Source organism: Nocardia sp. KT25-26, assembly GCF_056627695.1.
Genome location: NZ_CM152813.1, coordinates 5117215 through 5141042, shown reverse-complemented (window position 1 = coordinate 5141042; position 23828 = coordinate 5117215). Strand labels below are relative to the sequence as shown.

19 protein-coding genes and 1 pseudogene are annotated in these 23828 nt (G+C 69.0%); 15 read left to right on the top strand and 5 right to left on the bottom strand.

Translation table 11 applies throughout. The features are described from left to right. Position 1: 1 nt before the first annotated feature. Positions 2 to 1837: a type VII secretion AAA-ATPase EccA gene (eccA, locus tag AC1HFH_RS23315; RefSeq protein ID WP_480244920.1), complete on the bottom strand. Its 1836-nt coding sequence runs from the start codon at positions 1835 to 1837 to the stop codon at positions 2 to 4. A gap of 27 nt (positions 1838 to 1864) precedes the next feature. Here eccA and eccD point away from each other — a divergent pair, with 27 nt between their 5' ends. From eccD to eccCa, 3 genes are read left to right on the top strand one after another with little or no spacing between them, the layout of a single operon-like run. Further along, entirely contained in the window at positions 1865 to 3490 is a 1626-nt protein-coding gene (gene eccD, locus AC1HFH_RS23310; RefSeq protein WP_480244919.1) for a type VII secretion integral membrane protein EccD, read from the top strand. Beyond that, entirely contained in the window at positions 3487 to 4899 is a 1413-nt protein-coding gene (gene mycP / locus AC1HFH_RS23305) for a type VII secretion-associated serine protease mycosin (protein WP_480244918.1), read from the top strand. Before eccD ends, mycP begins: the two co-directional genes overlap by 4 nt. 6 nt (positions 4900 to 4905) lie before the next feature. After that, a complete protein-coding gene (gene eccCa, locus AC1HFH_RS23300; protein WP_480244917.1) occupies positions 4906 to 8976 on the top strand; it encodes a type VII secretion protein EccCa in 4071 nt (1356 codons plus the stop codon). Positions 8977 to 8985: 9 nt separating this feature from the next. On the opposite strand, the gene AC1HFH_RS23295 is transcribed toward eccCa, so the two are convergent. Together AC1HFH_RS23295 and AC1HFH_RS23290 are read right to left on the bottom strand one after the other, a co-directional pair. Next, positions 8986 to 9555: a GNAT family N-acetyltransferase gene (locus AC1HFH_RS23295; protein ID WP_480244916.1), complete on the bottom strand. Its 570-nt coding sequence runs from the start codon at positions 9553 to 9555 to the stop codon at positions 8986 to 8988. Next, the gene (locus AC1HFH_RS23290; RefSeq protein ID WP_480244915.1) at positions 9552 to 10361 is read right to left on the bottom strand and encodes a GntR family transcriptional regulator; all 810 of its coding nucleotides are present in this window, start codon (positions 10359 to 10361) and stop codon (positions 9552 to 9554) included. The genes AC1HFH_RS23295 and AC1HFH_RS23290 overlap by 4 nt, the downstream gene beginning before the upstream one ends. A gap of 173 nt (positions 10362 to 10534) precedes the next feature. Here AC1HFH_RS23290 and AC1HFH_RS23285 point away from each other — a divergent pair, with 173 nt between their 5' ends. Next, positions 10535 to 11035: a DUF4254 domain-containing protein gene (locus tag AC1HFH_RS23285; protein ID WP_480244914.1), complete on the top strand. Its 501-nt coding sequence runs from the start codon at positions 10535 to 10537 to the stop codon at positions 11033 to 11035. A gap of 16 nt (positions 11036 to 11051) precedes the next feature. Here the strand turns inward: AC1HFH_RS23285 and AC1HFH_RS23280 are convergent. Next, a pseudogene (locus AC1HFH_RS23280) lies at positions 11052 to 12143 on the bottom strand (nucleotide-binding protein); the annotation flags it as partial. Positions 12144 to 15361: 3218 nt separating this feature from the next. Between AC1HFH_RS23280 and infA the strand changes: the two are divergent. The 11 genes from infA (at position 15362) to AC1HFH_RS23225 (ending at position 23441) form a co-directional block, all read left to right on the top strand. Continuing rightward, positions 15362 to 15583 carry a translation initiation factor IF-1 gene (gene infA / locus AC1HFH_RS23275; protein WP_003418601.1) on the top strand — a complete coding sequence of 74 codons (222 nt, stop codon included), beginning with the start codon at positions 15362 to 15364 and terminating at the stop codon, positions 15581 to 15583. Between the two features lie 151 nt (positions 15584 to 15734). Beyond that, on the top strand, positions 15735 to 15848 hold the full coding sequence (gene rpmJ / locus AC1HFH_RS23270; RefSeq protein WP_025347279.1) for a 50S ribosomal protein L36: 114 nt from the start codon (positions 15735 to 15737) through the stop codon (positions 15846 to 15848). 212 nt (positions 15849 to 16060) lie between these two features. Further along, the gene (gene rpsM / locus AC1HFH_RS23265) at positions 16061 to 16432 is read left to right on the top strand and encodes a 30S ribosomal protein S13 (RefSeq protein ID WP_480244913.1); all 372 of its coding nucleotides are present in this window, start codon (positions 16061 to 16063) and stop codon (positions 16430 to 16432) included. Positions 16433 to 16441: 9 nt separating this feature from the next. Next, positions 16442 to 16855 carry a 30S ribosomal protein S11 gene (gene rpsK / locus AC1HFH_RS23260; RefSeq protein ID WP_480244912.1) on the top strand — a complete coding sequence of 138 codons (414 nt, stop codon included), beginning with the start codon at positions 16442 to 16444 and terminating at the stop codon, positions 16853 to 16855. 22 nt (positions 16856 to 16877) lie between these two features. Continuing rightward, positions 16878 to 17483, top strand: coding sequence for a 30S ribosomal protein S4 (gene rpsD, locus AC1HFH_RS23255; RefSeq protein ID WP_480244911.1), 606 nt, complete (start codon positions 16878 to 16880; stop codon positions 17481 to 17483). A 108-nt stretch (positions 17484 to 17591) separates the two neighbouring features. Continuing rightward, positions 17592 to 18650, top strand: a complete 1059-nt coding sequence (locus AC1HFH_RS23250) for a DNA-directed RNA polymerase subunit alpha (RefSeq protein ID WP_480244910.1) — start codon at positions 17592 to 17594, stop codon at positions 18648 to 18650. Between the two features lie 45 nt (positions 18651 to 18695). Beyond that, positions 18696 to 19202 carry a 50S ribosomal protein L17 gene (rplQ, locus tag AC1HFH_RS23245; RefSeq protein WP_480244909.1) on the top strand — a complete coding sequence of 169 codons (507 nt, stop codon included), beginning with the start codon at positions 18696 to 18698 and terminating at the stop codon, positions 19200 to 19202. A gap of 72 nt (positions 19203 to 19274) precedes the next feature. Beyond that, positions 19275 to 20138 (top strand): tRNA pseudouridine(38-40) synthase TruA, encoded by an 864-nt coding sequence (gene truA / locus AC1HFH_RS23240; RefSeq protein ID WP_480244908.1) that lies wholly within the window; start codon positions 19275 to 19277, stop codon positions 20136 to 20138. Between the two features lie 152 nt (positions 20139 to 20290). After that, a complete protein-coding gene (locus AC1HFH_RS23235; protein WP_480244907.1) occupies positions 20291 to 21292 on the top strand; it encodes a helix-turn-helix transcriptional regulator in 1002 nt (333 codons plus the stop codon). A 139-nt stretch (positions 21293 to 21431) separates the two neighbouring features. Then, a complete protein-coding gene (locus AC1HFH_RS23230) occupies positions 21432 to 22424 on the top strand; it encodes an AraC family transcriptional regulator (protein WP_480244906.1) in 993 nt (330 codons plus the stop codon). A 69-nt stretch (positions 22425 to 22493) separates the two neighbouring features. Continuing rightward, positions 22494 to 23441 (top strand): nitrilase-related carbon-nitrogen hydrolase, encoded by a 948-nt coding sequence (locus tag AC1HFH_RS23225; protein ID WP_480244905.1) that lies wholly within the window; start codon positions 22494 to 22496, stop codon positions 23439 to 23441. Between the two features lie 10 nt (positions 23442 to 23451). On the opposite strand, the gene AC1HFH_RS23220 is transcribed toward AC1HFH_RS23225, so the two are convergent. Further along, positions 23452 to 23799, bottom strand: a complete 348-nt coding sequence (locus AC1HFH_RS23220) for a metal-sensitive transcriptional regulator (RefSeq protein WP_480244904.1) — start codon at positions 23797 to 23799, stop codon at positions 23452 to 23454. Positions 23800 to 23828: the final 29 nt, after the last annotated feature.

The following is a 23828-nucleotide window of genomic DNA, read 5'->3' as shown; positions in this document are numbered from 1 at the left end:
CTCAGTCGGTCGGCATCTCGACGTTGAGGTTGGCCAGTAGCCCGGTAAGGGCGGTGCGCATATCTGCTTCCTCGATCCGCATCAGCACCGACTCGTCGACCGCGGACAAGTCCAGCGATTCGTCGTTGGCCAGCCGGAATTCCCGTTCCTCCTCCGCTGCTTCGATGACGTTGCGGATGAATCGTCCGTTGCCGGCCGCGTCGACGCCACGGCGTGCCTGGCCGCTCTGGTCGGTGCTCTGCTGGTCGTAGAGATGCCGGCAGGCGCGAACCAGCAGGGCGTGCGCACTGTCGGACAGTTGCGAGTCGCGTTTTCCGGCGATCACTTCACCGATCTGCCCGAGCTCCTCGGCAGTGTAGGACGGGAACTGCAGTCGTTTGGCGAATCGAGAGGCCAAGCCGTCGTTGGCGGCGAGCAGCCGGTCGATCTCACCGTCGTAGCCGGCGATGATCACCACGAGACGGTCGCGATCGTTCTCCATCCGGGCCAGCAGGGTATCGATCGCTTCGCGGCCGAACGCGTCGCCACCGGACAGCCCGGTCTGGATCAGTGTGTAGGCCTCATCGATGAACAGCACACCGTCCATGGCGCTGTCGATGAGTTTCTCGGTTTTGATCGCGGTGCCACCGAGGTTCTGACTGACGAAGTCGACGCGCTTCGCCTCGACCACGCGGTCGGTCTTCAGCAGCCCGACCCCGCAGTAGATCTTGGCGACGATCCGAGCGATGGTAGTCTTCCCTGTTCCCGGCGGGCCGGTGAAGGCGAGATGCTGGCCGCGGGACTGGCTGGCCAATCCTTTCTCGGCGCGGATCTTGGCGAGCTGGGCCGACGACTGCAGTTTGGCCACCTGGGTTTTCACCGAATCGAGGCCGATCTGGCTGTCGAGATCGGCGCGGGCCTGGGCGAGAATCTCCTGAGCTCGGTCCTGGGCCTGCTCACGCTGCTGATCTTCCAGCGACGGTGCCGATGCCGGATCCCAGCGGTCGGTTCGGGCATCGATCACCTCCCGGGTGGTGACGGTGATCCGGTAGGTACGGTCGCGCATCGCGGCCGCGTTCGCCGTGAAATCGGGCGACTGTGAATACACCTGCTCGAACAGTGCTTGGGCCTGTGTCTCGTCACCGGCCTCGCGCAGGCACAGGCCCCGGCAGAACATCGCGTTGGTCCGAGCAGCCGGAATCGGCCCGGCTTCGGCCTGCTCCATCCGTCGGATCGCCTCACCGAACAATCCGAGCTGCGCACATGAGGTGCCGACCATCACATGGGCGCCCGCGGCCAGATACGGATCCTCCCACTCCGCCGAGCCGGCAAGCACGGTCATCACGTCCGACCAGCGCTGGGTGTTGTAGTGCAGCACACCGCGGACGTATGCGGCGATCTTGTCGTCCACCTCTCGGTCGGGGTCGCTGCCCGATTGCCCGCGGAGCGTTTCCAGTTCGTCGAGCACTCGCTCGGCCTCGTCGTAGTCCTTGTCCGCGATCAACTGGGCGGCCCACGCCAGCCAGATCTCGGTCAGGCCGGCCAGTGGGTAATCGATGTAGAGGCCCGGTAGGAAGCGGCCGGCGAGCGACCGTGGCGGCAGGCCGAGCCGACGTTGCTCCCGGGCAAGTGAATCACGGCTGGTGCGCTGCAGATTCGACAGTACTTCGCGGGTGAGTTCACCGGCGGCGGCCCGGCCCAGCCAGGCGTCGCACATGTTCGGATCCCATTCGGTGGCCCGTTGGAACGCGAGCTTGGCGTACTCGATGTCGCGGGTGGATTCCTGGCCATCGATCGACAGACCCAGGGAAAGGATCCCGGCGTCGAAGGCGCGCTGGGCTTGGCGGTTGCCGGTCATTAGCGTGTCTGGCCCCGAAATCTTCTCGTGCTGTATGCATTCCGTTCACCCGGTGATCGCATCACGGATCGCGGCCGGGCTCGTTCTTCCGTTAGATTAGGTAACGCTGCCGCGAGGTTGCAACGGAACCTGTCTGCTACGTCCGAGAGTTCATCGCTGGTGTCAGAGTTGTTTGCCACGGGTGCCGCCCGTGCCGCCGAGCCCGAACTGTGTCGGGTGTCGGTCATCGGCGGCAATACTCAGCTCGACGTCGGGCTGCCCGCAACGGCGCCGATTGCGAGCTATATCGGCGAGTTGGTGGCGCTGATCGAATCGCGCAATCCGGAGCCGCCGGCCGACGAGGAGGATCCGCCGCTGGCGGCGCGGCACTGGACGCTGGCGCGGCTCGGCGGAGATCCGCTCGCGCCCAGCCGTTCCCTCACCGACGCAGAGATCTACGACGGCCAATTGCTGGTACTGCGGCCTGCCAAGGCGATCGAGGTGCCGGCGCTGTTCGACGATGTCATCGATGCGGTGGCCCAGCTGACCAGCAAGGAATTCCGCAGTTGGTCGGGCACCGCCGCGCGCTGGACCGGACTGGTGCTCTCGGCGGTGGTCATCGGAGTGACCATGGTGCTGCTGGCGACTGCGCGGCAGTCCGGCGACCCACTGGCGCCTGCGTTCGCGTTGCTCGGGCTCGGCTGCGGTGCGATGGTCGCGGCCGGGATCGCCGGGCGCAAGTATGCCGATCGGCTGGTCGCCACCTGGTTGTCCGTGGACGGTTTGCTCCTGTTATTCGGGGCCGGGGTGCTGTTCGTGCCCGGGTTGCTGTTCGTACCCGGTGCTCAGCCTGCGCCGAACCTGCTGCTCGGCACGGTGCTGGTGGCGGTCGCAGCAGTGCTGGGCTACCGGCTCGTCGGGGTGGCCCCGGGCCTGTTCGCCGGGGTGATCGTGGCCGCGGTGATCGGTGCCGTCACCGCGGGTGTCTACCTGATCTGGCACCCGGGTCTGCCGAAGCTGGGGGCCGGATTGCTGGTGGCCGGTATCGCTCTGGTGTCGGCGGTGCCCCGGTTCGCGGCTGTGGTGGCGCGGGTGCCGATTCCGCCCGTGCCGACCGCGGGTGGCGCCATCGACCCTGCCGATCACGAAGTGCGGCCGGCTATCGAGGGCATCGGTGCGATCGGTGCCACCACCTTGCCCTCGGCCGCGGGCCTGGGTGAGCGGGCGCGCACGGCAAACCGAGTGCAGACCGGATCGCTGGCTGCATGTACGGCCGCAGCGGGCATCGGTGCCTTCGAAGCCGCCGACCTGTTCGGCGCCACCCGTTGGCAAGGGCTCACCCTGGCCGTGATCACGGCGATCGTGCTCTGCCTGCGCGGTCGGGCGTTCGCCGACCTCGCCCAGGCCGCAACGATGATCATCGGCGGGGCAACGGCCTTCCTGGCTCTGGTCACCGGTTACGCCTACGGCCACGCCGCCGCCGAATACACGGCGATCGCTGTGCTGCTCGCCTTCGCACTCGGGGTGGTCTGCTTCGGGGTGGTCGGGCCGCGTGTCGAGGTCACCCCGGTGGTCCGGCGGATGATCGAGATCTTCGAGTACCTGCTGATCATCGCGCTGATCCCGCTGGTGCTGTGGGTAATGGGTGTGTACTCGATGGCCCGCAACATATGAGCCGGTTCGGTGTGTCCCGGCGGCTGCGTCGCCTGCTCTGCCCCGTCGCCGTGGCTACGCTGCTGGCCGGGCTGCCCGGAACCACCGCTGCGGCCCTCGCACCGCCCGAGATCGATATGGGTGCACTGGCGGCCGCGCAAGCGCTCAGCGGTGCGCCCCGGCCGCTGGAGCCGACCGAGCAGCGGCAGTTGTGCGCCGAGCCAGTGCTACGGGGCGGCCCGCCCAGTGAGCCACCGATCGCGCAACAGGTCCTGAATCTGCCCGCCGCCTGGCAATTCAGCCGCGGCGCCGGGCAGCGGGTCGCCGTCATCGATACCGGCGTTGCCCGGCATCCGCGGCTACCCGCGTTGCTGCCCGGTGGTGACTTCGTTTCCGACACCGACGGAACCGTGGACTGTGACGGCCACGGCACCTTGGTAGCCGGCATCATCGCCGCCCGCCCCGGCCCGGCCGACGCGTTCGCCGGCGTCGCGCCGGAAGCGGAGATCCTGACCATCCGGCAGCTCAGCCTGGCCTACGAGCGGGCGGACCGGCGAGCGGCCGGCGACCCACCCGGCGACCTGCGCAGTGAGGGCTACGGCAGTGTGCTCACCCTCGCTGCCGCGGTGGTACGTGCCGTGGACATGGGGGCGACTGTCGTCAACATCTCCGAGGTAGCGTGCACCCCCGCTGGGGGCGATACCGCCGATGCCGCCCTCGGCGCGGCCGTGCGATATGCGTACCAACGCAATGTCGTGGTGGTGGCGGCAGCCGGCAACGTCGAGACCGGCGGAGCCTGCGAGACACAGAACGAGGGCACCGGATGGGACTCGGTGGCCACGGTACCGTCACCGGCCTGGTTCGCGCCCTACGTCCTGTCGGTGGCATCGGTGGATGCCGACGGGCAGCCGTCGGCACTGTCATTGCACGGTCCGTGGGTGGGAGTCGCCGCGATCGGCCGCAATATCGTGTCGCTGGACAGCAGACCCGGTGGCACCGGCCTGGTCGACGGTGTCCAGACCCAGGACGGCATCCGGCCGATCGATGGCACCAGCTTCGCGGCGCCCTACGTCGCCGGGTTGGCTGCACTGGTGCGTTCCCGATTCCCGGCACTCACTGCGCAGCAGGTGATCGACCGGATCATCGGCACCGCGCACGCACCCGGAACCGGCCGAAACGACGCCATCGGAGCCGGTTTGATCGATCCGCTCGCCGCCCTCACCGCACCGCTGCCGGCCGCACCGATCGGCTCCGGTGCCGACGAACCGCAGGCCATAGCCGCTCCGGTGCCCCCCGCCGGCCCGGACCCGCGGCCGCGCCGGATCGCTGTCGTCGCCTCCGTCGCCTGCCTCACCGCGCTGGCCGTCGGCACTGCGATCGCCTATCCGTTCCGGCGACGTTCCGAAGACATCGATTCGGCATTCGAGTAGGTAGCCATGGCTTCAGTAGGTTTCGTCCGCCGTCCCCGGATCGCCCCGCCGCGTGCACCGGGTGGCGAGGTAGCCCTGACCGCGCCGCCCGAGATCGAGCGGCCGATCCCGGCTCCGCTGCTGATGAAGCTGATGCCGATCATCATGGTGGTTGCGGTCATCGGCATGATCGCGATGATGGCCACCATGGGGCGCAACCTGTTCGCGAACCCCATGATGATGATGTTCCCGATGATGATGCTGATGTCGATGGTCGGCATGATGATGGGTATGCGGGGCGGCGGCCCGAAAAGAGCTGTAGAGCTCAACGAGGAACGCAAGGACTACTTCCGGTACCTGGACCAAGTCCGCAAGGATGTCCGCCGTACCGGAATCAAACAGCTGGACACACTGACCTGGAGCCACCCGGAGCCGGCCGACCTGGTGTCGCTGATCGGCACCCGGCGGATGTGGGAGCGCCGCCCTCCGGATGCGGACTTCGGCCACGTCCGGGTCGGAATCGGCAGTCATCGGCTGGCTACGAAATTGGCCCGGCCCGAGACCGGACCGCTCGAAGATCTGGAACCGGTGTCCACCGTGGCGTTGCGTCGGTTCGTGCGGACCCATTCGGTCGTGCACCACCTGCCCACCGCCGTCTCACTGCGCGCCTTTCCGGCGATCGACATCGCCGGCGTCGAGGCTGAGGCCCGGATGCTGGTCCGGTCGATGGTGATGGAACTGGTCACTTTCCACGGCCCCGATCAGCTGATCGTCGCTTTCGTATGCGCCGATCCCGACGCGAGCTGGGACTGGGCCAAGTGGCTGCCGCATGTGCAGCATCCGGTTCACCGCGACGGCATGGGCACGGCGCGGATGATGTACACCTCACTGAGCGAACTGGAATCGGCGTTGGGGGACGAGCTGGACGACCGCGGCCGGTTCATGCGCAACCCGCAGCCGACAGCCGGTCGTGCCCATATCGTCGTGGTGCTCGACGACGGTTACGTGAGCGGCAACGAACGGCTGATCAGTGAATCCGGTCTCGACTCTGTGACCGTCGTGGACCTGTCCCCGCAGGAATCGAGCCTGGCCGCTCGGCGTGGCCTCCAGTTGGTCGTCGAAGACGGGCAGATCGCTGCCCGCAGTTCCGCGGGAACCGAACGGTTCGCCGTGGCGGATCGGGTCGATGTCACCGAAGCGGCGGCCTTCGCCCGCATCATGGCCCGCTATCGGCTCGCCACCGCTGCACAGATGGTCACCCTCGACGACGGCGTCGTCGCAGACCCCGGCCTGATGTCACTGCTGCGGATTCCGGATGCCGCGCAGATCGACCCGGCGCGCGTGTGGCGCCCGCGGACCGCCCGGGAGCGGCTACGGGTTCCGATCGGAACCACACCGGATGGGCAGCCGGTGGAGATCGACATCAAGGAATCCGCGGAGAACGGAATGGGCCCACACGGCCTGTGCATCGGCGCCACCGGCTCCGGCAAGTCGGAGTTCCTGCGCACTCTGGTGTTGTCGTTGGTCGCCACTCACTCGCCGGACGCGCTGAACCTGGTGCTGGTCGACTTCAAAGGTGGTGCGACCTTCCTGGGGCTGGACTCCCTGCCACACGTCTCGGCGGTCATCACCAACCTCGAAGAGGAACTCTCGTTGGTCGACCGGATGAAGGACGCCCTGGCAGGCGAGATGAATCGGCGACAGGAACTGTTGCGCTCAGCCGGTAACTACGCCAACGTCACCGACTACGAGAAGGCGCGGGCGGCGGGGGTGCCGCTCGATCCGTTGCCGGCATTGTTCGTCGTCGTCGACGAGTTCTCCGAACTGCTCTCGCAGAAACCCGATTTCGCCGAGCTGTTCGTGATGATCGGCCGCTTGGGGCGGTCGCTGCACGTGCATCTGCTGCTCGCATCGCAGCGACTCGAGGAGAACAAGCTGCGCGGATTGGAATCGCATCTGTCCTACCGGATCGGCCTGCGCACCTTCTCCGCCAACGAGTCCCGGGCCGTGCTGGGCATCACCGATGCCTATCACCTGCCCAGCGTGCCCGGTGCCGGCTATCTCAAGAGCGATGCCTCCGAACCGCTCCGGTTCAACGCCAGCTATGTGTCCGGGCCGTATGTGGCGCCGGTCTCCGGGACGGTGCGCGAGGACGGCGAGCCGGTGGTCACCCAGCGGCCGGTGGTGTTCTCCGCATCGGCGGTGGAGTTGCCGGACCCCGAGACCGCCGCTACGCCGCCCGAGCCCGTCTTCGACCCGCTCGAACTGCCCCCACCCCCGTCCGCCGCCGTGCCCGAGGTGCCGGCCGAAGAGGGTGTTCCGGATACCCTGCTGGACGTCGTGGTGTCCCGGCTGACCGGTCACGGCCGTCCGGCGCACGAAGTCTGGCTGCCGCCGCTGGACGAATCGCCCACCGCGGACATGCTCCTGCCCGAACCGGATTGGCGTTCGCCGGTCAACCGGCACGGCCAGCTATGGATGCCGATCGGCGTCATCGACAAGCCCTACGAACAGCGGCGCGATGTGCTCACCGTCGGACTGGCAGGGGCGCAGGGCAATGTCGCGGTCGTCGGCGGTCCACAGTCGGGCAAATCCACAACGCTGCGAACCATCATCATGGCGGCCGCCGCCACCCACACCCCGGAGCAGGTGCAGTTCTACTGCCTCGACTTCGGTGGCGGCAGCATGGCCGGATTGGCCGGGGTGCCACACGTCGGGTCGGTGGCGGGCCGGCTCGATGCCGATCGGGTGCGGCGCACCATCGCCGAACTGACCACCTTGTTGCGGCAGCGGGAGGAGCGGTTCACCGAGCTCGGCATCGAGTCGATGGCCGAGTTCCGGCGGCGGAAGTTCGCCGCGCAGGAGGCCCGCCGAGTCAACGGCACTGCCGACGACGGAGCCGATCCGCTGGCCGCCGACCCATTCGGGGACGTGTTCCTCGTCGTAGACGGCTGGTCCACCATCCGCGAAGAGTTCGACCTGCTCGAGGGATCGATCAACGCGATCGCCGCGCAGGGGCTCTCCTATGGCATCCATCTGATGATCGGGGCCTCACGGTGGGCAGAGATCCGCCCGGTGATCAAGGACCAAATCGGCACCAGGCTGGAACTGCGCCTCGGTGATCCGTCGGATTCGGAGATGGGACGACGGGTCGCGCACCAGGTCCCCGTCGGTCGGCCGGGTCGGGGTCTCACCCCCGACCAGCTGCACATGCTGGTCGCATTGCCCCGCCTGGATTCGGATTCCGATGCCGCGACGGTGGCCGACGGCGTATCCCGGGCCGCCGCCGAACTCACCGCGCTCTACGGCGAACGGCGGGCACCCGAGGTCCGGATGCTGCCGTTGCAGATCCCGCGCACCGAGGTACTGCGGACCGCCCGCGAGTGGGGGGTCGAGCTCAGCCGGACGAGGGTGGTCGTCGGGTTGGGAGAGTCCGAGCTGCAGCCGCTGGTACTCGATTTCGGCGCCGAACCGCACTTCATGGCGTTCGCCGACGTGGAATGCGGCAAGACCACTCTGCTGCGCAACATTGTCACCGGCATTGCCGAACAGTCGGATGCCGACGAGGCTCGGGTGATTCTCATCGATTACCGGCGAACGATGCTGGGGATCCTCGAGGGCGACCAGCTGGCCGGGTATTCGACCTCGTCGCAAACCTGCGGGCCGATGATCGCCGAGGTGGCCAACTACCTGGCCAAACGTATCCCAGGGTCGGATATCACGCCCCAGCAGTTGCGGGAACGCAGCTGGTGGAGCGGTCCGGAGATCTACATCGTCGTCGACGATTACGACATGGTGGTCGCCGGTGGAGGCAATCCGTTCGCGCCTCTACTGGAGTACCTGCCGCAGGCCCGGGACATCGGGATGCACCTCATCGTCACCCGTCGCATCGGCGGCGTCTCCCGGGCGCTCTACGATCCGATCCTCGGCGCGATGAAGAACCTGTCGGTGGAAACGCTGATCATGAGCGGTCCACGGGACGAGGGCAAACTCATCGGCGATGTACGCCCGACGAAGCTGCCGCCGGGCCGCGGCACCCTGGTGTCCCGGAGCCGGGGCGTGGAGATGGTGCACATCGCCGACCTGCCGGGGCTGTGAGACCGCGCGTCACCCGGTCCGCTCGGCCAGCTGCGCCGGTGACCGGGTGTCCGCTCGCCAGCTGTCGGTCCGGCGCTCGAACAGGGCACAGGACGGTCCGCTCGCACCCGGCCCGGCGATCCGGGCCAGCCGGAACCCGGCCCGCCGGTAGTACTCGTGCAACCCCGGGTTGGTGGTCCAGGCATCCAAGCGAACCCAGTCGCGTTGCCGGTGCCGGGCCACATCGGCGGCGTGCGCGAGCATCCGGTGCCCGATCCGGCGCCCGGCGAAGCGCAGGTCGACGATCATGAAATGCACGATCACCGATTCGGCCAGCTCCCAGGGCGCCCACAGGCCGGGGTCGGCACGGCCGTTCACGGTGATGGTCCCGGCCGGGGTGCCGTCGAGTTCGGCGATCCAGGTCTCACCGGCGTCGAGTGAGCGGCCGACGGTGCGGGCGAAGATCTCGATCGGCCGCCCGCGGCCGGCGACCGTCCACTGATCCGAGCCGCGAGCGGTGAGCCAGGCGGTTCGCTGCACCCGGAGCCGGCAGATCAGCGGCAGATCGCCGAGCTCGGCCCGGCGGATCGTGGCGTTCATGGCACGCTGGTGCCGGTACCCGGTGCGATGCCGAGGGTGCGCGCGATCACCGCTGCGCCTTCCGCATCGCCGAGTTGATAGGCCAGCCGGTTCCGGTTGGCCTGGGAACGGTGCCGGGTCGCGCGGGTGACCCGTTGATGGGTGGCGCCGATGCGCAGCTGGTCCAGCAGCACGGTACCGGTGGCGACGCCGAGCACCGCGGCCTCCTCGGCGGTGGCGGGCCGCGCCTGCACGGTGTCGCGGTGCGCGGTCTCGCGGTAGCCGCGGTCGGCGAGCCGGCGGGTGGTGCCTTCGGGGATGTCGTGGGGCGAGTCGATGCCGGCCGCCTCGGCGAGGTCGCGCGGGTAGAAGCTGACCTCCCAGGACCAGGGCTCGTGATCCAGGTACTGGACCACGGTGCGGGCGAGCACCCAGGAGTCCTCGCGAACACCGAGCCAGTGGGCGACCCGGGCGTCGGCCGGTTCCATCCGGGTACTGAACTCCTTGCTCGGTTCCCGGTTGGCGGCACGGGCGATCTCTTCGAAGATGTCGTGTCCGGACCGGGGTCGATCGCGCCGGATATGATCGGTGACAACCGATTCCAGAACTTCCTGGTTTCGGACGATGGTCCCGCGGGAAGTAGCTGTATAGACCAGGTTTTCGGCAACCAGGATCTGGATCGCGTTGCGTGCAGTCGTGATCGAGACCTGCATCTGCTGCGCGAGTTCGGAATGACTCGGTAGCCGGTCGCCCGGCTTCCAGGTACCCGCGCGGATCTCCTCGCGGAGGAGGTCTGCGATACGGAGGTAGGTCGGACCGTCCGCCATCATGCTCCTCGGTCAGTCGTGCAGGTAACGAAGTGTACTCTTCGCCACTTCCTACGGCCGGGTAACGCTTGACAGGTTGGTTCAGAGGTTTATTGTAATGAACGTTCTGATCCGGTGTTGTGCAGCGACGACGGCGAGGCAACGTGGCAGGTTCGGAGAGTTCCACAGTCGTAATGGCTTTCCCCGATACACCGCGGTGTATCGACCCGGTGGCGCCCGATCCGGAGGCGGTTCCGCTTCCGCCTTCCGATCTCGTCGTCCGGGCGTGTCGCGGTCACCGGGTGGTCGGTGGGCCACTGCTCTGGCTGTCCCGTGATCTCGCGGTGCTGCACGAACGGCGCTGCGTCGGGCGCGGCGGGCTGCGCGAGACCGACCCCGGCGTACTGCGCGATATCGACCGGCGCCGTGGCGAATTGGTGATGGCCATCGACGACTGGGTGCTGCACAACGTGCCGCAGCATCGGCTCGGCGCCACCCTGCACACCGAAACCGTCGGCGCGGTCCTCGATCGGCTCGCCGAGTCGTCGGTGCAGGCCCACCACGCCCTGATGACCCGGGCCGCCCACGACGAACAACTGCACGGCGCCTGGCACCACCTCGCCGAACTCGCCGATGCCTACGACGACCTGGTGCGCGATGTGCTCGCCGGGCACCGCCGGCTGCCGGAATGGTGATCGGCAGGCCGGCGGGTCAGTAGTAGCTGCGCCGGCCGGTGGCGAACTCGTCCGCCACCGTCGCGGCCAGCTCCACGTAGGCACGCTTGGTGGTCTTGTGCAGGCGGTGCAGATCGATCTCGGAGCCCTCGGAAAGATGGGCGTCGTAGGGGATGATGTGCACTGCCCGGCACCGGGACAGGAAGTACTCGCGCAGCTGCTGCACCCCCACGTTCGGGGAACCCTCCCGGGGCAGGTTGATCACCACGACGGCGTTGCGGACCAGGTGGTCGTGGCCGTGCAGGGACAACCAGTCCAGGGTGGCCGCGGCACTGCGGGCGCCGTCAATCGCCGCCGACGAGATCAGCACCAGCGAATGCGCCAGATCCAGTACGCCGGTCATCGCCGAGTGCATCAGTCCGGTGCCGCAGTCGGTGAGAATGATGTTGTAGAAACGCTGCAGGATGCGGGCGACGGCCCGGTACTCCTCGTCGTTGAACGCCTCGGACGCCGCCGGATCGCGCTCGCTGGCAAGGACTTCCAGTCGGCTCGAACCTTGTGAGGTGTGCCGGCGGACATCCGAGTATCGCTCGATCGACGAGTCCAGCAGCAGATCCCGCACGGTGGACCGGGTCTGCAGCGACACCCGTTGCGAGAGGGTGCCGAAGTCTGGGTTCGCGTCCACCGCGATCACCCGGTCGCCACGGATCGACGCGAAGATCGAGCCGAGTCCCATGGTGGTGGTCGTCTTGCCGACCCCGCCCTTCAACGACAGCACCGCGATCCGGTAGTCGCCGCGCACCGGCTGCCGGATCCGGGCCACCAGCTCCTGCAACCGGCGTTCTTCCGCCGACATGCCGGGGTTGATGGCACCGCCGGATACGTGATGCACGGCCTTGCGCCAGCCGCTGCCCGGCGCCTTCTTGGCCCGCTTGACCGGCACGTTCTCCAGCGACGGTGGCTGGAACTGTCCCTGCGGCGCACCCCACTGCTGACCACCCTGGGGCGCGGCGGGCGGCGGCCCGCCGCGCTGTCCCGGGATCGGGTGGTGCTCACCGGTATTCGGCGGATTCTGGGCCGGGCCGTATCCGGGGCCCGGTGCCGCGCGATGGGGATCCGCCGGTGCCGCACCGTATCCGGGGCCCGGGATCGGATGGTTGTCACCGGTTCCGGGGTACGACGGCGCGGGCCCGTACCCGGGACCGGGGCCCGGTCGGTCGGCGCCGCCCTGCGGGGCGGTCGGCCCGTATCCGGGGCCGGACGGCCGATATCCGGGCGGCGTCTCGGGACCGGATACCGCCGCGCCACCGTTGATCGAAGCGGCCCAGCTGTCACCGGGGGGACCTGCTGCCGGGCCCTGCGGCGGCTGTCCGGCGCCGAACCGCGGGCCATCGGCCGCAGGCGTCGAACTGGACCAGGCCGGAGTGTCGGCCGGCGGGCCGACCGCCTCGCCCTGCGCCGATGTCGGTGCCGCGGTCGATGACGTTGCGTCGGTCCGGCGCACCTCGGCAGCCGTCGGCGCAGGAGTGTCCGGTTCGGCGGATGCGTAGCCGGGCGGCGGGTGTGCTGCGCCTACCGGAGGCGTCGCCGTAGCTGCTCCGGTGGGTTCCGGCGCCGTGCCGGTGGCGGGTGGTGTGTGAGCGCTCGGTCCGCTGGTTGGGTGGCCGGCTGGTGGGTGCGCCGCTGCGGCTGTGCGCGTCGCGTCCGCCCCTCCGGCAGGCGCGGGAGTTGCGTCGGAGGCGGCCGGAGCAGGCGTGCCGGTTGCCGCGTGTGCCGCACCGGCTCCACTGGTCGGCGGGGCCGTTGTGTCGGCGGTGGGCGTCGGGGCGGACTCGGCGGGGGGCCTCGATTCGGCTGCTGGTCGACCGGGAGCCGATGGCGGGCCGGGTGAGGGTGCCGGGGTCGGTGTCTCGGCCGGGAACGGTTGCGGTGAACGCGCTCGAGAGGCCGATGACGGTGCCGTGGACTGCTGGGGTTCGCCGGGCGTCGCTGCGGCTGTGTGCGCAGCGGCCGCCGACAGCGGTGTGCCGGCCACGTGCTCGTCGGATTCGAGCCGGTGCCGGGCGCGCCGACGGCCCGGCTCGGTGGCCGAGGGATCCGGTGTGGCCGACGCTGCGGGCCGGGGCGGGGTCGCCGGGGTGTGCTCGCCTCGTGGGTCGGCGGTGGATCCGGGTACCGGGCCGGCTTCGGCAGTGTCGGAGCCCTCGAATCCGTGCGACGCGGCACCCTCGTGACGGCGTGCCTCGCCGGTCGCATCCGGAGACGGCGATACCGCCGAGCCGGGTGTGCCGGACGGGGAGGACCCGGCCGAACCGCCGGCTGCCGAGGCGCCCGACTCGGTCCCGATGGGCTGCTGTCGGCCGGTGCTCGGCCCGGCCGGACGCTCCGGTTCGGCGCTCGCGGGACCGTGGCTGCCGGCTCCGGGCCCGGCAGCGGTGGATGCAGACGGCTGATCCTCGGCGGCCCGCGCAGCCGATGTCGGGGCCGCCGGGTCTCGACGTCCGCCGGTCGACGCATCGTCGCGGCTGTCCGGTTGTTCGGTGCGTGCGGTGCCCCGAGGTGCGGGCAAGCGGGCGGGAGCTGTGGGCCGGGCGTCCGCTTCGTTGCCGGGGGACGCGGTGGGGGACGAATCGACCGGGCCGTTCAACCAGGCGGGTGGCGCTTCGTCGGCCGGTGTCGGGTCGGGTGGTGTCGCGGATGCGTCCGGCGGTGGCGGCAGATCGGGCAGATTGCGGGCCCCGAGCGGGGCGAAACCTTCGGCCTGCTCGCCCGGGGTGCGCGTCGGCAGGCCGCCGGCGGCCTGCCGTGGCATCTGCGCGTTCCCGGAAGTGGCGGTCGGCGGAGCCGGTGCGTTGGGCCCTGGTACCTGCGGACCGTCCGCTCCGGAACCGGAGGCGGACCGGGGATCCGCTGCCGGTCCGGCGGACGAGTGGGCGGGGGTCGGCTGGGTAGTGGACCCGGCGGGCTCGCGAGTGCTCGGATCGCCGGAAGCCGGAGCAACGGGGCCTGCCCCGGTCTTGGCGGACGAATGCTCGGCGGCCGGCCGGCCAGCGGCATCGCCCGATGCCGGGGCGGGGGAATCGGCCGGCGGAACCGGCCCGGTGCCTGCCGCGGGGCCGGTATCAGGCGACCCGGTTGCGGGGGCCCCGGGCATCGGTGCGGAAGTATTTGGTTGCGGCGCCGTGGAGGTACTCGGGTGCGGCACCGGGCTGCTGCCGACCGGTGAATCGCCGCCGGCCGGTCCCGAGTGCGGCGTCGGTCCGGGTGTCGGTGGACCCCCCGGGGCATGCGTCGGCGGAACCCCCGGGCCGGGCTGAGTGGGGCCCCAGCCTGCCGCACCGGAAGCGGCCGGTCGGTCGGACGATGCCGATCCGAGAGCGTCATCCGGGCCTGCTGTACTCAACCGAGAAGCGTCGTCCGAACCCGCTGCACGGAACCCGGAAATCTCGGCCGAGCCCGCCGCGCGGAATTCGGGTGCGGGGCCCTGGCTGCCGGCTGCCGAGGCGCCGACGGCTCCCGCCGGGTTTCCGCCGGGTGCTCCCATCGGGGGGCGCCCGGGCCCGGTCGGGGTCCGGCCGGGCGGCGTGGCGTACCCCGGTTCGGCGGACTGCGACTGCTCCTGGGGGGCGGCCGGTGTGGCGGTCCGGGGGTCGTACTGCGGATAACCGTCGGGCGCGGGTCCGGGACCGCCCGGGCGGGCGGTGGGGTCGGGGGTCCGGTCGGGGTGTTCCCACTGCCCGGGTGCCGGGTGCTGTGCCGGCGGCGCGACCGAATCGCCGGTCTCGGCACTCGTGTCCTCGGCGGCGGTGTTCTTGTTGCGGCGCCAGCCGCGCCGTTTCTCCTTGCGGGGTTCGCCGTCGCGAGCCTTGCGGCGGCGTTTGGGTGCGTCGTCGATCAGCTCCTCGTGCGGGAGGTTCTCGACCGGCGCGTTGTACCCGACCTGGGTGACCTCGTTCTCCGACAGCCACGGTGGCAGCATCGGGAGGTCGTCGTTGGTGCGACTCACCGCGTCTCCCCGTTCGGCAACAGCTCTCCGATCGGCGCCGGGGCGGGCCGGGTGGCCTGCCGGTCGCACACGTTCACCGCGTCCCCCTCGATCATTTCGACCCGTACTCGGACGCCGGTCAGTTTACGCGACAACCCGCGCCCGTCACCCGGCACCCGGCAGGGCTCGGCAACGGGGTGCTCCGGGCGCGTTTTGCTCTACCGACGGCAGGTCGGTAAGCTGGAGCGGCGGTACGCCTATGTGCCGATGTTCGTGTGTGTTCATCCGTTGTGATGGCTGTCACGAACCAGTACACCAGACATCCAACTTCAAGGTTGAGCTTAACCGGGATAGCGGAGGATATGGCGAAGAAAGACGGGGCCATCGAGGTCGAGGGTCGAGTTGTCGAGCCGCTGCCCAATGCGATGTTCCGGATCGAGCTCGAGAACGGGCACAAGGTTCTCGCGCACATCAGCGGGAAGATGCGGCAGCACTACATCCGCATCCTCCCCGAGGACCGCGTCGTGGTCGAGCTGTCGCCGTACGACCTGTCCCGCGGTCGGATCGTCTACCGATACAAGTAACCCCCACACCCCGCCCGGCGGGCTCCGCCCCCGGACCCCCGGCGGGCGTCGCCGCGCAGCGGGCGGTGGCACCAACTGAAACTTCCCCAGTCGACAGGCTGGGGAAAAACTGTGTCCACACCCGTGGGCACCACAACAAGATTGGACGGACGTGAAGGTTCAGCCGAGCGTCAAGAAGATCTGCGAGAAGTGCAAGGTGATCCGCCGTAACGGCCGGGTCATGGTGATCTGCGACAACCTGCGCCACAAGCAGCGTCAGGGCTGACCGCGCTTCACCGCCGGGCACCGATCGCAAGAGATCGGATTGGCCATACAGAGAAGAACTCCCAGCTCCAGCCGCACGCTGTGGAAATTCGGACTCTCCTCCGGGAGCGGTCCGGGGTGTGCGAGCCCACCACCGGCACGGAGGCCGGTGCCCCACCCAAGACGGGGGACGGACAGGGAGCAGACCTCCGCAACAGTTAAGGAACTGCCGACATGGCACGTCTCATGGGCGTCGACCTCCCGCGCGAGAAGCGCATGGAGATCGCACTCACCTACATCTACGGCATCGGCCGTACCCGCTCCAAGGAGATCCTGGAGGCTACCGGCGTCAGCCCGGACCTGCGTTCGAAGGATCTCGGCGACGACGACCTGACCAAGCTTCGCGACTACATCGAGGCTTCGGATCTCAAGGTCGAGGGTGACCTGCGCCGCGAGGTGCAGGCCGACATCCGTCGCAAGATCGAGATCCAGTGCTACCAGGGCATCCGGCACCGCCGCGGTCTGCCCGTTCGTGGCCAGCGGACCAAGACCAACGCGCGTACGCGCAAGGGTCCGAAGAAGACCGTCGCCGGTAAGAAGAAGTAGGGATAGCGAATGCCTCCGAAGAGCCGGGCATCTGGCCCGAAGAAGTCTCAGAAGTCGCGTCGTAGGGACAAGAAGAACGTCCCGCACGGCAACGCGCACATCAGGAGCACGTTCAACAACACGATCGTCTCCATCACCGACCCGCAGGGCAACGTCATCTCCTGGGCGTCCTCCGGCCACGTCGGTTTCAAGGGCTCGCGTAAGTCGACCCCGTTCGCCGCGCAGCTGGCCGCCGAGAACGCGGCCCGCAAGGCGCAGGAGCACGGTGTGAAGAAGGTCGACGTGTTCGTCAAGGGCCCGGGTTCGGGCCGCGAGACCGCGATCCGCTCGCTGCAGGCCGCCGGCCTCGAGGTGGGCTCGATCTCCGATGTCACCCCGCAGCCGCACAACGGCTGCCGTCCGCCCAAGCGGCGTCGCGTCTAGCGGGAAAGGAAGGTAAAGCGAAATGGCCCGTTACACCGGCCCCATCACCCGCAAGTCGCGTCGTCTTCGTGTCGACCTCGTCGGAGGCGACCAGGCGTTCGAGCGTCGCCCGTACCCGCCCGGCCAGCACGGCCGCGCGCGGATCAAGGAGAGCGAGTACCTGCTCCAGCTGCAGGAGAAGCAGAAGGCCCGCTTCTCCTACGGCGTCATGGAGAAGCAGTTCCGCCGGTACTACGAAGAGGCCAACCGCCTCAAGGGCAAGACCGGTGACAACCTGCTCCGGCTGCTCGAGACCCGGCTGGACAACGTCGTGTACCGCGCCGGCCTGGCCCGTACCCGCCGGCAGGCGCGGCAGCTGGTCAGCCACGGCCACTTCGTGGTCAACGGCGTCAGCGTCAACGTGCCCAGCTTCCAGGTGAGCCAGTACGACATCATCGATGTCAAGGAGAAGTCGGCCGGCATGCTGCCGTTCCAGGTGGCGCGCGAGACCTTCGGCGATCGCCAGGTCCCGGGCTGGCTGCAGGTCGTTCCCGGCCGGCTCCGCATTCTGGTGCACCAGCTGCCCGAGCGCGCACAGATCGATGTGCCGCTGCAGGAACAGCTGATCGTCGAGTACTACTCGAAGTAAGGGTAGATCGGCGGCGGGTGGCGACCGGTCCGTACCGGTCCGGCACCCGCCGGCACACCCCTCAACCAGGCGTCAAATAGCGGGCGCCCTGACAGGAGGAAGATCCTCATGCTGATTTCCCAGCGTCCGGCCCTGACCGAAGAGGTCATCGCCGACAACCGCTCGAAGTTCACCATCGAACCGCTCGAGCCCGGTTTCGGTTACACGCTCGGCAACTCGCTGCGGCGTACGCTGCTGTCCTCGATTCCGGGGGCCGCGGTGACGAGCATCCGCATCGACGGCGTGCTGCACGAGTTCACCACCGTGCCCGGGGTGAAGGAGGATGTCACCGACATCATCCTGAACCTGAAGGGCCTGGTCGTGTCCTCGGAGGAGGACGAGCCGGTCACCATGTACGTGCGCAAGCAGGGTCCGGGCACCGTCACCGCCGGTGACATCGTGCCGCCTGCCGGTGTCATCGTGCACAACCCGGATATGCACATCGCCACCCTGAACGACAAGGGCAAGCTCGAGATCGAGCTCGTCGTCGAGCGGGGCCGCGGTTACGTCCCGGCCGTGCAGAACAAGGCGACCGGCGCGGAAATCGGCCGGATCCCGGTGGATTCGATCTACTCGCCGGTGCTCAAGGTGACCTACAAGGTCGAGGCCACCCGTGTCGAGCAGCGGACCGACTTCGACCGGCTCATCCTGGACGTGGAGACCAAGAACTCCATCAGCGCACGGGACGCGCTCGCCTCGGCGGGCAAGACCCTGGTCGAGCTGTTCGGCCTGGCTCGTGAGCTGAACGTCGAAGCCGAGGGCATCGAGATCGGCCCCTCGCCGCAGGAAGCGGATCACATCGCCTCCTTCGGCCTGCCGATCGAGGATCTGGACCTCACCGTCCGGTCCTACAACTGCCTCAAGCGCGAGGGTGTGCACACGGTGGGCGAGCTGGTGGCCCGCACCGAGTCGGACCTGCTCGACATCCGCAACTTCGGCCAGAAGTCGATCGACGAGGTCAAGGTCAAGCTGCACGCCCTGGGTCTGTCCCTGAAGGACAGCCCGGCGTCGTTCGACCCCTCTTCGGTCGTGGGTTACGACGCGAGCACCGGTACGTGGAGCGACAGCGGCTCGTTCAACAACGACGACGGCGGCGAGCAGGACTACGCCGAGACCGAACAGCTTTAAAGCCGACGGGGTAGGCACCCCAGGCTTTCCCTCAAGGAGAAAACAATGCCCAAGCCCAAGAAGGGTGCTCGCTTCGGCGGGTCGGCGTCGCACCAGAAGGCGATCTTCGCCAATCTGGCGACGGCGCTCTTCGAGCACGGTCGGATCACGACCACCGAGGCCAAGGCCAAGGCGGTGCGCCCCTACGCCGAGAAGCTCATCACCAAGGCGAAGGCCGGCACCCTGGCCGACCGTCGTGAGGTGCTCAAGGTGATCCGCAACAAGGACGTCGTGCACGCCCTGTTCGCCGAGATCGGCCCCTCGTTCGAGGGCCGCAATGGTGGCTACACCCGGATCATCAAGACGCTGCCGCGCAAGGGCGACAACGCCCCGATGGCCGTGATCGAGCTGGTGCGGGAGAAGACCGTCACCGACGAGGCCGATCGCGCTCGCCGGGTCGCGGCGTCGCAGAAGGCCGAGGAGGCTGCTCCGGCGGCCGCCGAGGCTGCCGAGGAGGCTCCGGCCGCCGAGGCGCAGGCCGACGAGGCCGCCGAGGACAAGAAGGACGCCTGAGCGTCGAACACCCGAGCCCGCCACGCCCGTACTCCGGGAGTGGCGGGCTCGGTTCTTTCGAGGAGCGGGAGAATGAGCGGCGTGCAGGAGCAGGACGAGGCACCGGGCCGGGCGACGACCAGGGTGCGGCTGGACATCAGCTACGACGGGACCGACTTCACCGGCTGGGCGCGCCAGCCCGGGTTGCGGACGGTGCAGGGCACGCTCGAGGAATCGCTGTCCAAGGTGTTCCGTGAACCGGTTCAGCTGACGGTGGCCGGCCGGACCGATGCCGGCGTGCACGCCGAGGGCCAAGTGGCCCACTTCGACACCACCGCCGAGGTGGATCCGGCGAAGCTGCGCCACCGGATGGCCCGGTTCCTGCCGCGTGATGTGCGGATCACCGAGGTCCGCCCGGCACCCCCGGAGTTCGATGCCCGCTTCTCGGCGGTGCGCCGCCACTACGTCTACCGGCTGACCACCGCGCCGTACGGCGCCGATCCGCTGCGGGCCCGCAGCGTGGTGGCCTGCCGTTCCGAGGTCGACATACACGGGATGCGGGCCGCGTCCCGGGAATTGCTGGGCCTGCACGATTTCGCGGCGTTCTGCCGCCGCCGGGAGGGCGCGACCACGGTGCGGGAGCTGCAGCGCTTCGACTGGGTGCGCGAAGGGCACGAGCTGACCGCACATGTCAGTGCCGACGCGTTCTGCTGGTCGATGGTGCGCAGCCTGGTGGGTGCGGTCCTGGCCGTGGGGGAGGGGCGGCGCACCCCGGAATGGGTCGCCGGGCTGCTGCAGGAGCGGTCCCGGTCCAGTTCGGTGACGGTTGCGCCCGCACACGGTCTGAGCTTGGTGGCGGTGGACTACCCGCCGGATGCCGAACTGGCCGCTCGGAACGCGCTGACCAGGGAGATGCGCACCGTTCCGGCCACCGGACCGGGATGTTGCGGCGACTGAATTCATTTCGGCAATGTCGGCATTGTGGAATAACTGTCCGGCGGCCGGATTGAACAATAAACAGTAGAAGTCGGCACCCCGGCCGGTGTTGCCGGAATGCTCCGGTCATCGATTAGAATCGTTGCGGTCCGGCTGTTTTCAGCCTTCGACGATTGTTCTCATCGTGGAGTGTGGTGGATATCGACGAGGTGGTGAATACACCGATCGTGCTGTCCACCGACGGTTTGACGGGGGCTGCTGCGGTCGATTACTGGGCGGAGGCACTCGGCTCGGTTCTGGTGTACGGCTCGGTGCAGCCCGACGATATCGCCGGGTTCTACGGGAGACTGACCGCACTGCGGGTCGGCGAGGTCGTGATCGTGAAGTCGGAGACCGTCGCCCAGCGGGTGCGCCGGACCGAGCAGCACATCGCCGCCACCACCGAACACCGGATCATCGCCAGTATTCCGCTGACCGGTCCGGCCTTCCTGCGCAACGGCGGCCGGGTCCAGATGGCGGCGCCGGGCAACCTGGTGTTGTCGGATACCGCCACACCCCTGGAATGGCGCAGTGGTCCGGCGCATGTCCGGTCGGTGACCGTGACCGTGCCGAAGCAGCGGGTGCTGGAGTCGAGCGGTGTGCCGGATCTGTCGCTGCCGGGGATCGTGCAGCTGCCGGCCGACGGCGCCGGTGGGGTGGTGGCGCGGTTCCTGCAGCGCCTGGCCGAGCTGATCGAGAATCCCACCGAGGTCGCCGCGCTCGCCGGGTACCTCCCGGACCTGCTGGCCTCCGCCGTCGTCATCGCCGCCGGGCAGGAACCGCCACCGCCGGTCGACGATGTGCTCACCGCGGAACAGGTGCTGGGGCATCTGCGGCGAAATTTCACCGACCCGGCGCTGACGGTCGACGAGATCGCCCGGGCCTGCCGGGTCTCGCGCCGCACGCTGTACCGGGTGTGTGCGGACCTCGACGGCGGCCCGGCCGCCGAGCTGCGCCGGATGCGGATCGCACACGCCTGCCATCTGTTGCGCGCCCGGCCCGGTGAGCCGGTCGCCGAGATAGCGGCGGCCTCGGGATTCGGCTCGGAACGCCGCTTCTATCGGGCGTTCCGTCGTGAAGTCGGAATGAGTCCGGGTGCCTTCCGGGAAACGAGTGACCGGGCGGAGGAACATTGATGCCGAACCGAAGTACCAGGTCCGATCGCCCGAAGATTGCTGTACGGAGCGGCGAATTCTGCCGAAATGCCGGCACGGTGCTCCGTTCGGCGAATGATGGAAATGTTCGTTTTGTCGAGATCGGTCGTCGGGGAGGTGCATGATCATGGGAATCGGCGGTCCGGGGCGCGGACTCGAACTGCGCGATACCGGGAGCGGGCCGGGCTCGGCGTTCGAGGAGTGGGAAGCGCTGATGTCGGACACCTACGTGCCGCTGGCGGTGGCCCCCGACCCGCAGCAGCGGTTCCACGGCCGGATCGTGCACGGGCATCTGCCCGGTATCGACCTGACCACCATCGGTTCGACCCGGCAGCGAGTCCGGCGCACCCCGGCATTGATCGGCCGTAGTGATGACGAGTATCTGCTGATCAGCATTCACACCGCCGGCAGCGGCCGGTTGACCCAGAACGGCCGAACGGCGCAGGTGAACCCCGGTGAGATGGTGTTCTACGACACCGCACAGCGCTACGAGTGGGAGATCGCCGGCGACTGGGAACAGGTGGTGGTGCAGATCCCGCATCGGCAGCTGCGCGAGGAAACCGGGGTCGGCCGCGCGGAGCTGCCGACAGCTGTGACGGTGCCCGTGTGCACCGCAGGCGGGGCCGCGGCGGGCTTCGTACGCGACCTCGCCCGGCTACAGCAGACGACCCCGGCCCAAGCACAGATGCTGGCCGACCATGCGCGCAGCCTGCTGGCCGGCGCCGTGCTGCTGCTGTCCGGTCAGCAGCCTGCGGAGAAACCGGCTCAGGCCCTCACGCGGGAGAAAGTACGCCGCTACCTGCTTCAGCACTATTCCGATCCGACGCTCACCGTCGACGATGTCGCCGCCGCCTGCCTGGTGTCGCGCCGGACCCTGTACCGCCTGTTCGACGAACACGGCGAGGGAGTCGGGGCGGCCCTGCGCCGGATCCGGGTGCAGCAGGCGAAGCGACTACTGGTCGCGGAGCCGGCGCGGTCGGCGGGCTGGGTTGCCCGGGCGGTCGGGTTCGGCAACGAGCGCCGGTTGTACCGGGCCTTCCGTGAGGAGACGGGAATGTCACCGGGTGAATTCCGGTCGGTTGGCACAGTTCGTCCGACGGATGGCACGCACTGACCTACTCGGCCCGCGAGTCACCCGGCAGGCTGGGAGGCGGTCCACCACCAGGGATGAGGGGAGAACACGATGGCGACACCGGTACGGGTGGCTGCGGTGCAAGCGGAGCCGAAATGGCTGCACCTCTCGGCCGGTGTGGAGCAGGTGGCCGCCTATATCGCCGAGGCCGCCGCGGCCGGCGCCCGGCTGATCGCTTTCCCGGAGGCGTTCGTCCCCGGCTACCCGTGGTGGATGTGGCTCGATTCGGTGTCCTGGGGCGACGAATTCATCGCCCGGTACCGGCAGAACTCGATGACCCGCGACAGCGTGTACCTCCGGTCGATCGCGGCCGCGGCGCGGCGGCACCGGATGCATGTGGTGCTCGGCTTCGGTGAGCGGTCCGGTGACGACGTCTTCATGGCCCAGGCCCTGATCGACGACGAGGGCTTGGTCTCGGTGTCCCGCAAATCCGATCCCACTCCGCTGGAACGGTCGGTGTTCCGGGCAGCCTCGGACCGTCTGCTGGTGCAGGACACCGCACTGGGTCGGATCGGCGCGCTCGGTGGCGGGGAGCATCTGAACCTCGGGCTACGCCAGCGCATGTATCAGGAAGCCGAGCAGTTCCACATCGCGGCATGGCCGGGCTTCACCATATTCCAGGGCGCCGGACAAGGCCTCGGGCCGCAGGTCAACGACGCGATCAGCCTGATGTACGCGGTCGAGAGCGGTGCCTACGTGCTGGCCCCGGCGGCCGTGGTGCAGGTCGCGGGATGGGAGGTCCGGGCCCCCGATGCTCCGGACAAGCGGCTGCTCCGGGGCGGTAGCGGGGTCGCCCGGATCTACGGCCCGGACGGTACGGAGCTCGCGACCCCGCTGGTGGAAGGCGCGGAAGGCCTCATCTACGCGGATCTGGAAGTGGATCGGCTGCTGCCGCGGCCGTCGCGGGAACAGGCCCGGCCGGAGGAACGGACCTGCCGGGTGCCGAGCGGCCGGGTGGCGCGGCGCGAGCCGGTGGCGGTGCCGGCCGAATCGGCCTGACGGCCGGAACTCAGGACCGGACCAAGCGCGCGATCGCGTCGGTGGCCTCCTTGAGCTTCTCCTCGGCCTCGGGGCCGCCCGCGACGGCGGCATTCACGACACAGTGCCCGATGTGGTCCTCCAGCAGGCCCATCGCGACCGCCTGCAGCGCCTTGGTCATCGCCGAAACCTGGGTGAGAATATCGATGCAGTACTTTTCTTCCTCGACCATCCGTTGCAGGCCGCGGGCCTGACCCTCGATCCGGCGCAGCCGCTTGAGGTAGTCGTCCTTGGCGGTGATGTAACCGTGGTCGGCCTGCTCGTCGTGGCAGGTGTCCTCGGCGCCGGGGTTGGTGGTCTCCGGGGTGGGTGTGGTCACCGGGGCTCCTCGCGGACGATTCGGATATA

Bases quoted from the DNA above. Each gene is read 5' to 3' on its own strand.
- rpsD (WP_480244911.1), top strand. From the start codon at position 16,878: ATGGCCCGTTACACCGGCCCCATCACCCGCAAGTCGCGTCGTCTTCGT.
- rplQ (WP_480244909.1), top strand. From the start codon at position 18,696: ATGCCCAAGCCCAAGAAGGGTGCTCGCTTCGGCGGGTCGGCGTCGCAC.
- AC1HFH_RS23250 (WP_480244910.1), top strand. From the start codon at position 17,592: ATGCTGATTTCCCAGCGTCCGGCCCTGACCGAAGAGGTCATCGCCGAC.
- truA (WP_480244908.1), top strand. From the start codon at position 19,275: ATGAGCGGCGTGCAGGAGCAGGACGAGGCACCGGGCCGGGCGACGACC.
- AC1HFH_RS23290 (WP_480244915.1), bottom strand. From the start codon at position 10,361: ATGGCGGACGGTCCGACCTACCTCCGTATCGCAGACCTCCTCCGCGAG.
- AC1HFH_RS23230 (WP_480244906.1), top strand. From the start codon at position 21,432: ATGATCATGGGAATCGGCGGTCCGGGGCGCGGACTCGAACTGCGCGAT.
- AC1HFH_RS23295 (WP_480244916.1), bottom strand. From the start codon at position 9,555: ATGAACGCCACGATCCGCCGGGCCGAGCTCGGCGATCTGCCGCTGATC.
- mycP (WP_480244918.1), top strand. From the start codon at position 3,487: ATGAGCCGGTTCGGTGTGTCCCGGCGGCTGCGTCGCCTGCTCTGCCCC.
- infA (WP_003418601.1), top strand. From the start codon at position 15,362: ATGGCGAAGAAAGACGGGGCCATCGAGGTCGAGGGTCGAGTTGTCGAG.
- rpsK (WP_480244912.1), top strand. From the start codon at position 16,442: ATGCCTCCGAAGAGCCGGGCATCTGGCCCGAAGAAGTCTCAGAAGTCG.
- AC1HFH_RS23285 (WP_480244914.1), top strand. From the start codon at position 10,535: ATGGCTTTCCCCGATACACCGCGGTGTATCGACCCGGTGGCGCCCGAT.
- eccA (WP_480244920.1), bottom strand. From the start codon at position 1,837: ATGACCGGCAACCGCCAAGCCCAGCGCGCCTTCGACGCCGGGATCCTT.
- rpsM (WP_480244913.1), top strand. From the start codon at position 16,061: ATGGCACGTCTCATGGGCGTCGACCTCCCGCGCGAGAAGCGCATGGAG.
- eccCa (WP_480244917.1), top strand. From the start codon at position 4,906: ATGGCTTCAGTAGGTTTCGTCCGCCGTCCCCGGATCGCCCCGCCGCGT.
- AC1HFH_RS23225 (WP_480244905.1), top strand. From the start codon at position 22,494: ATGGCGACACCGGTACGGGTGGCTGCGGTGCAAGCGGAGCCGAAATGG.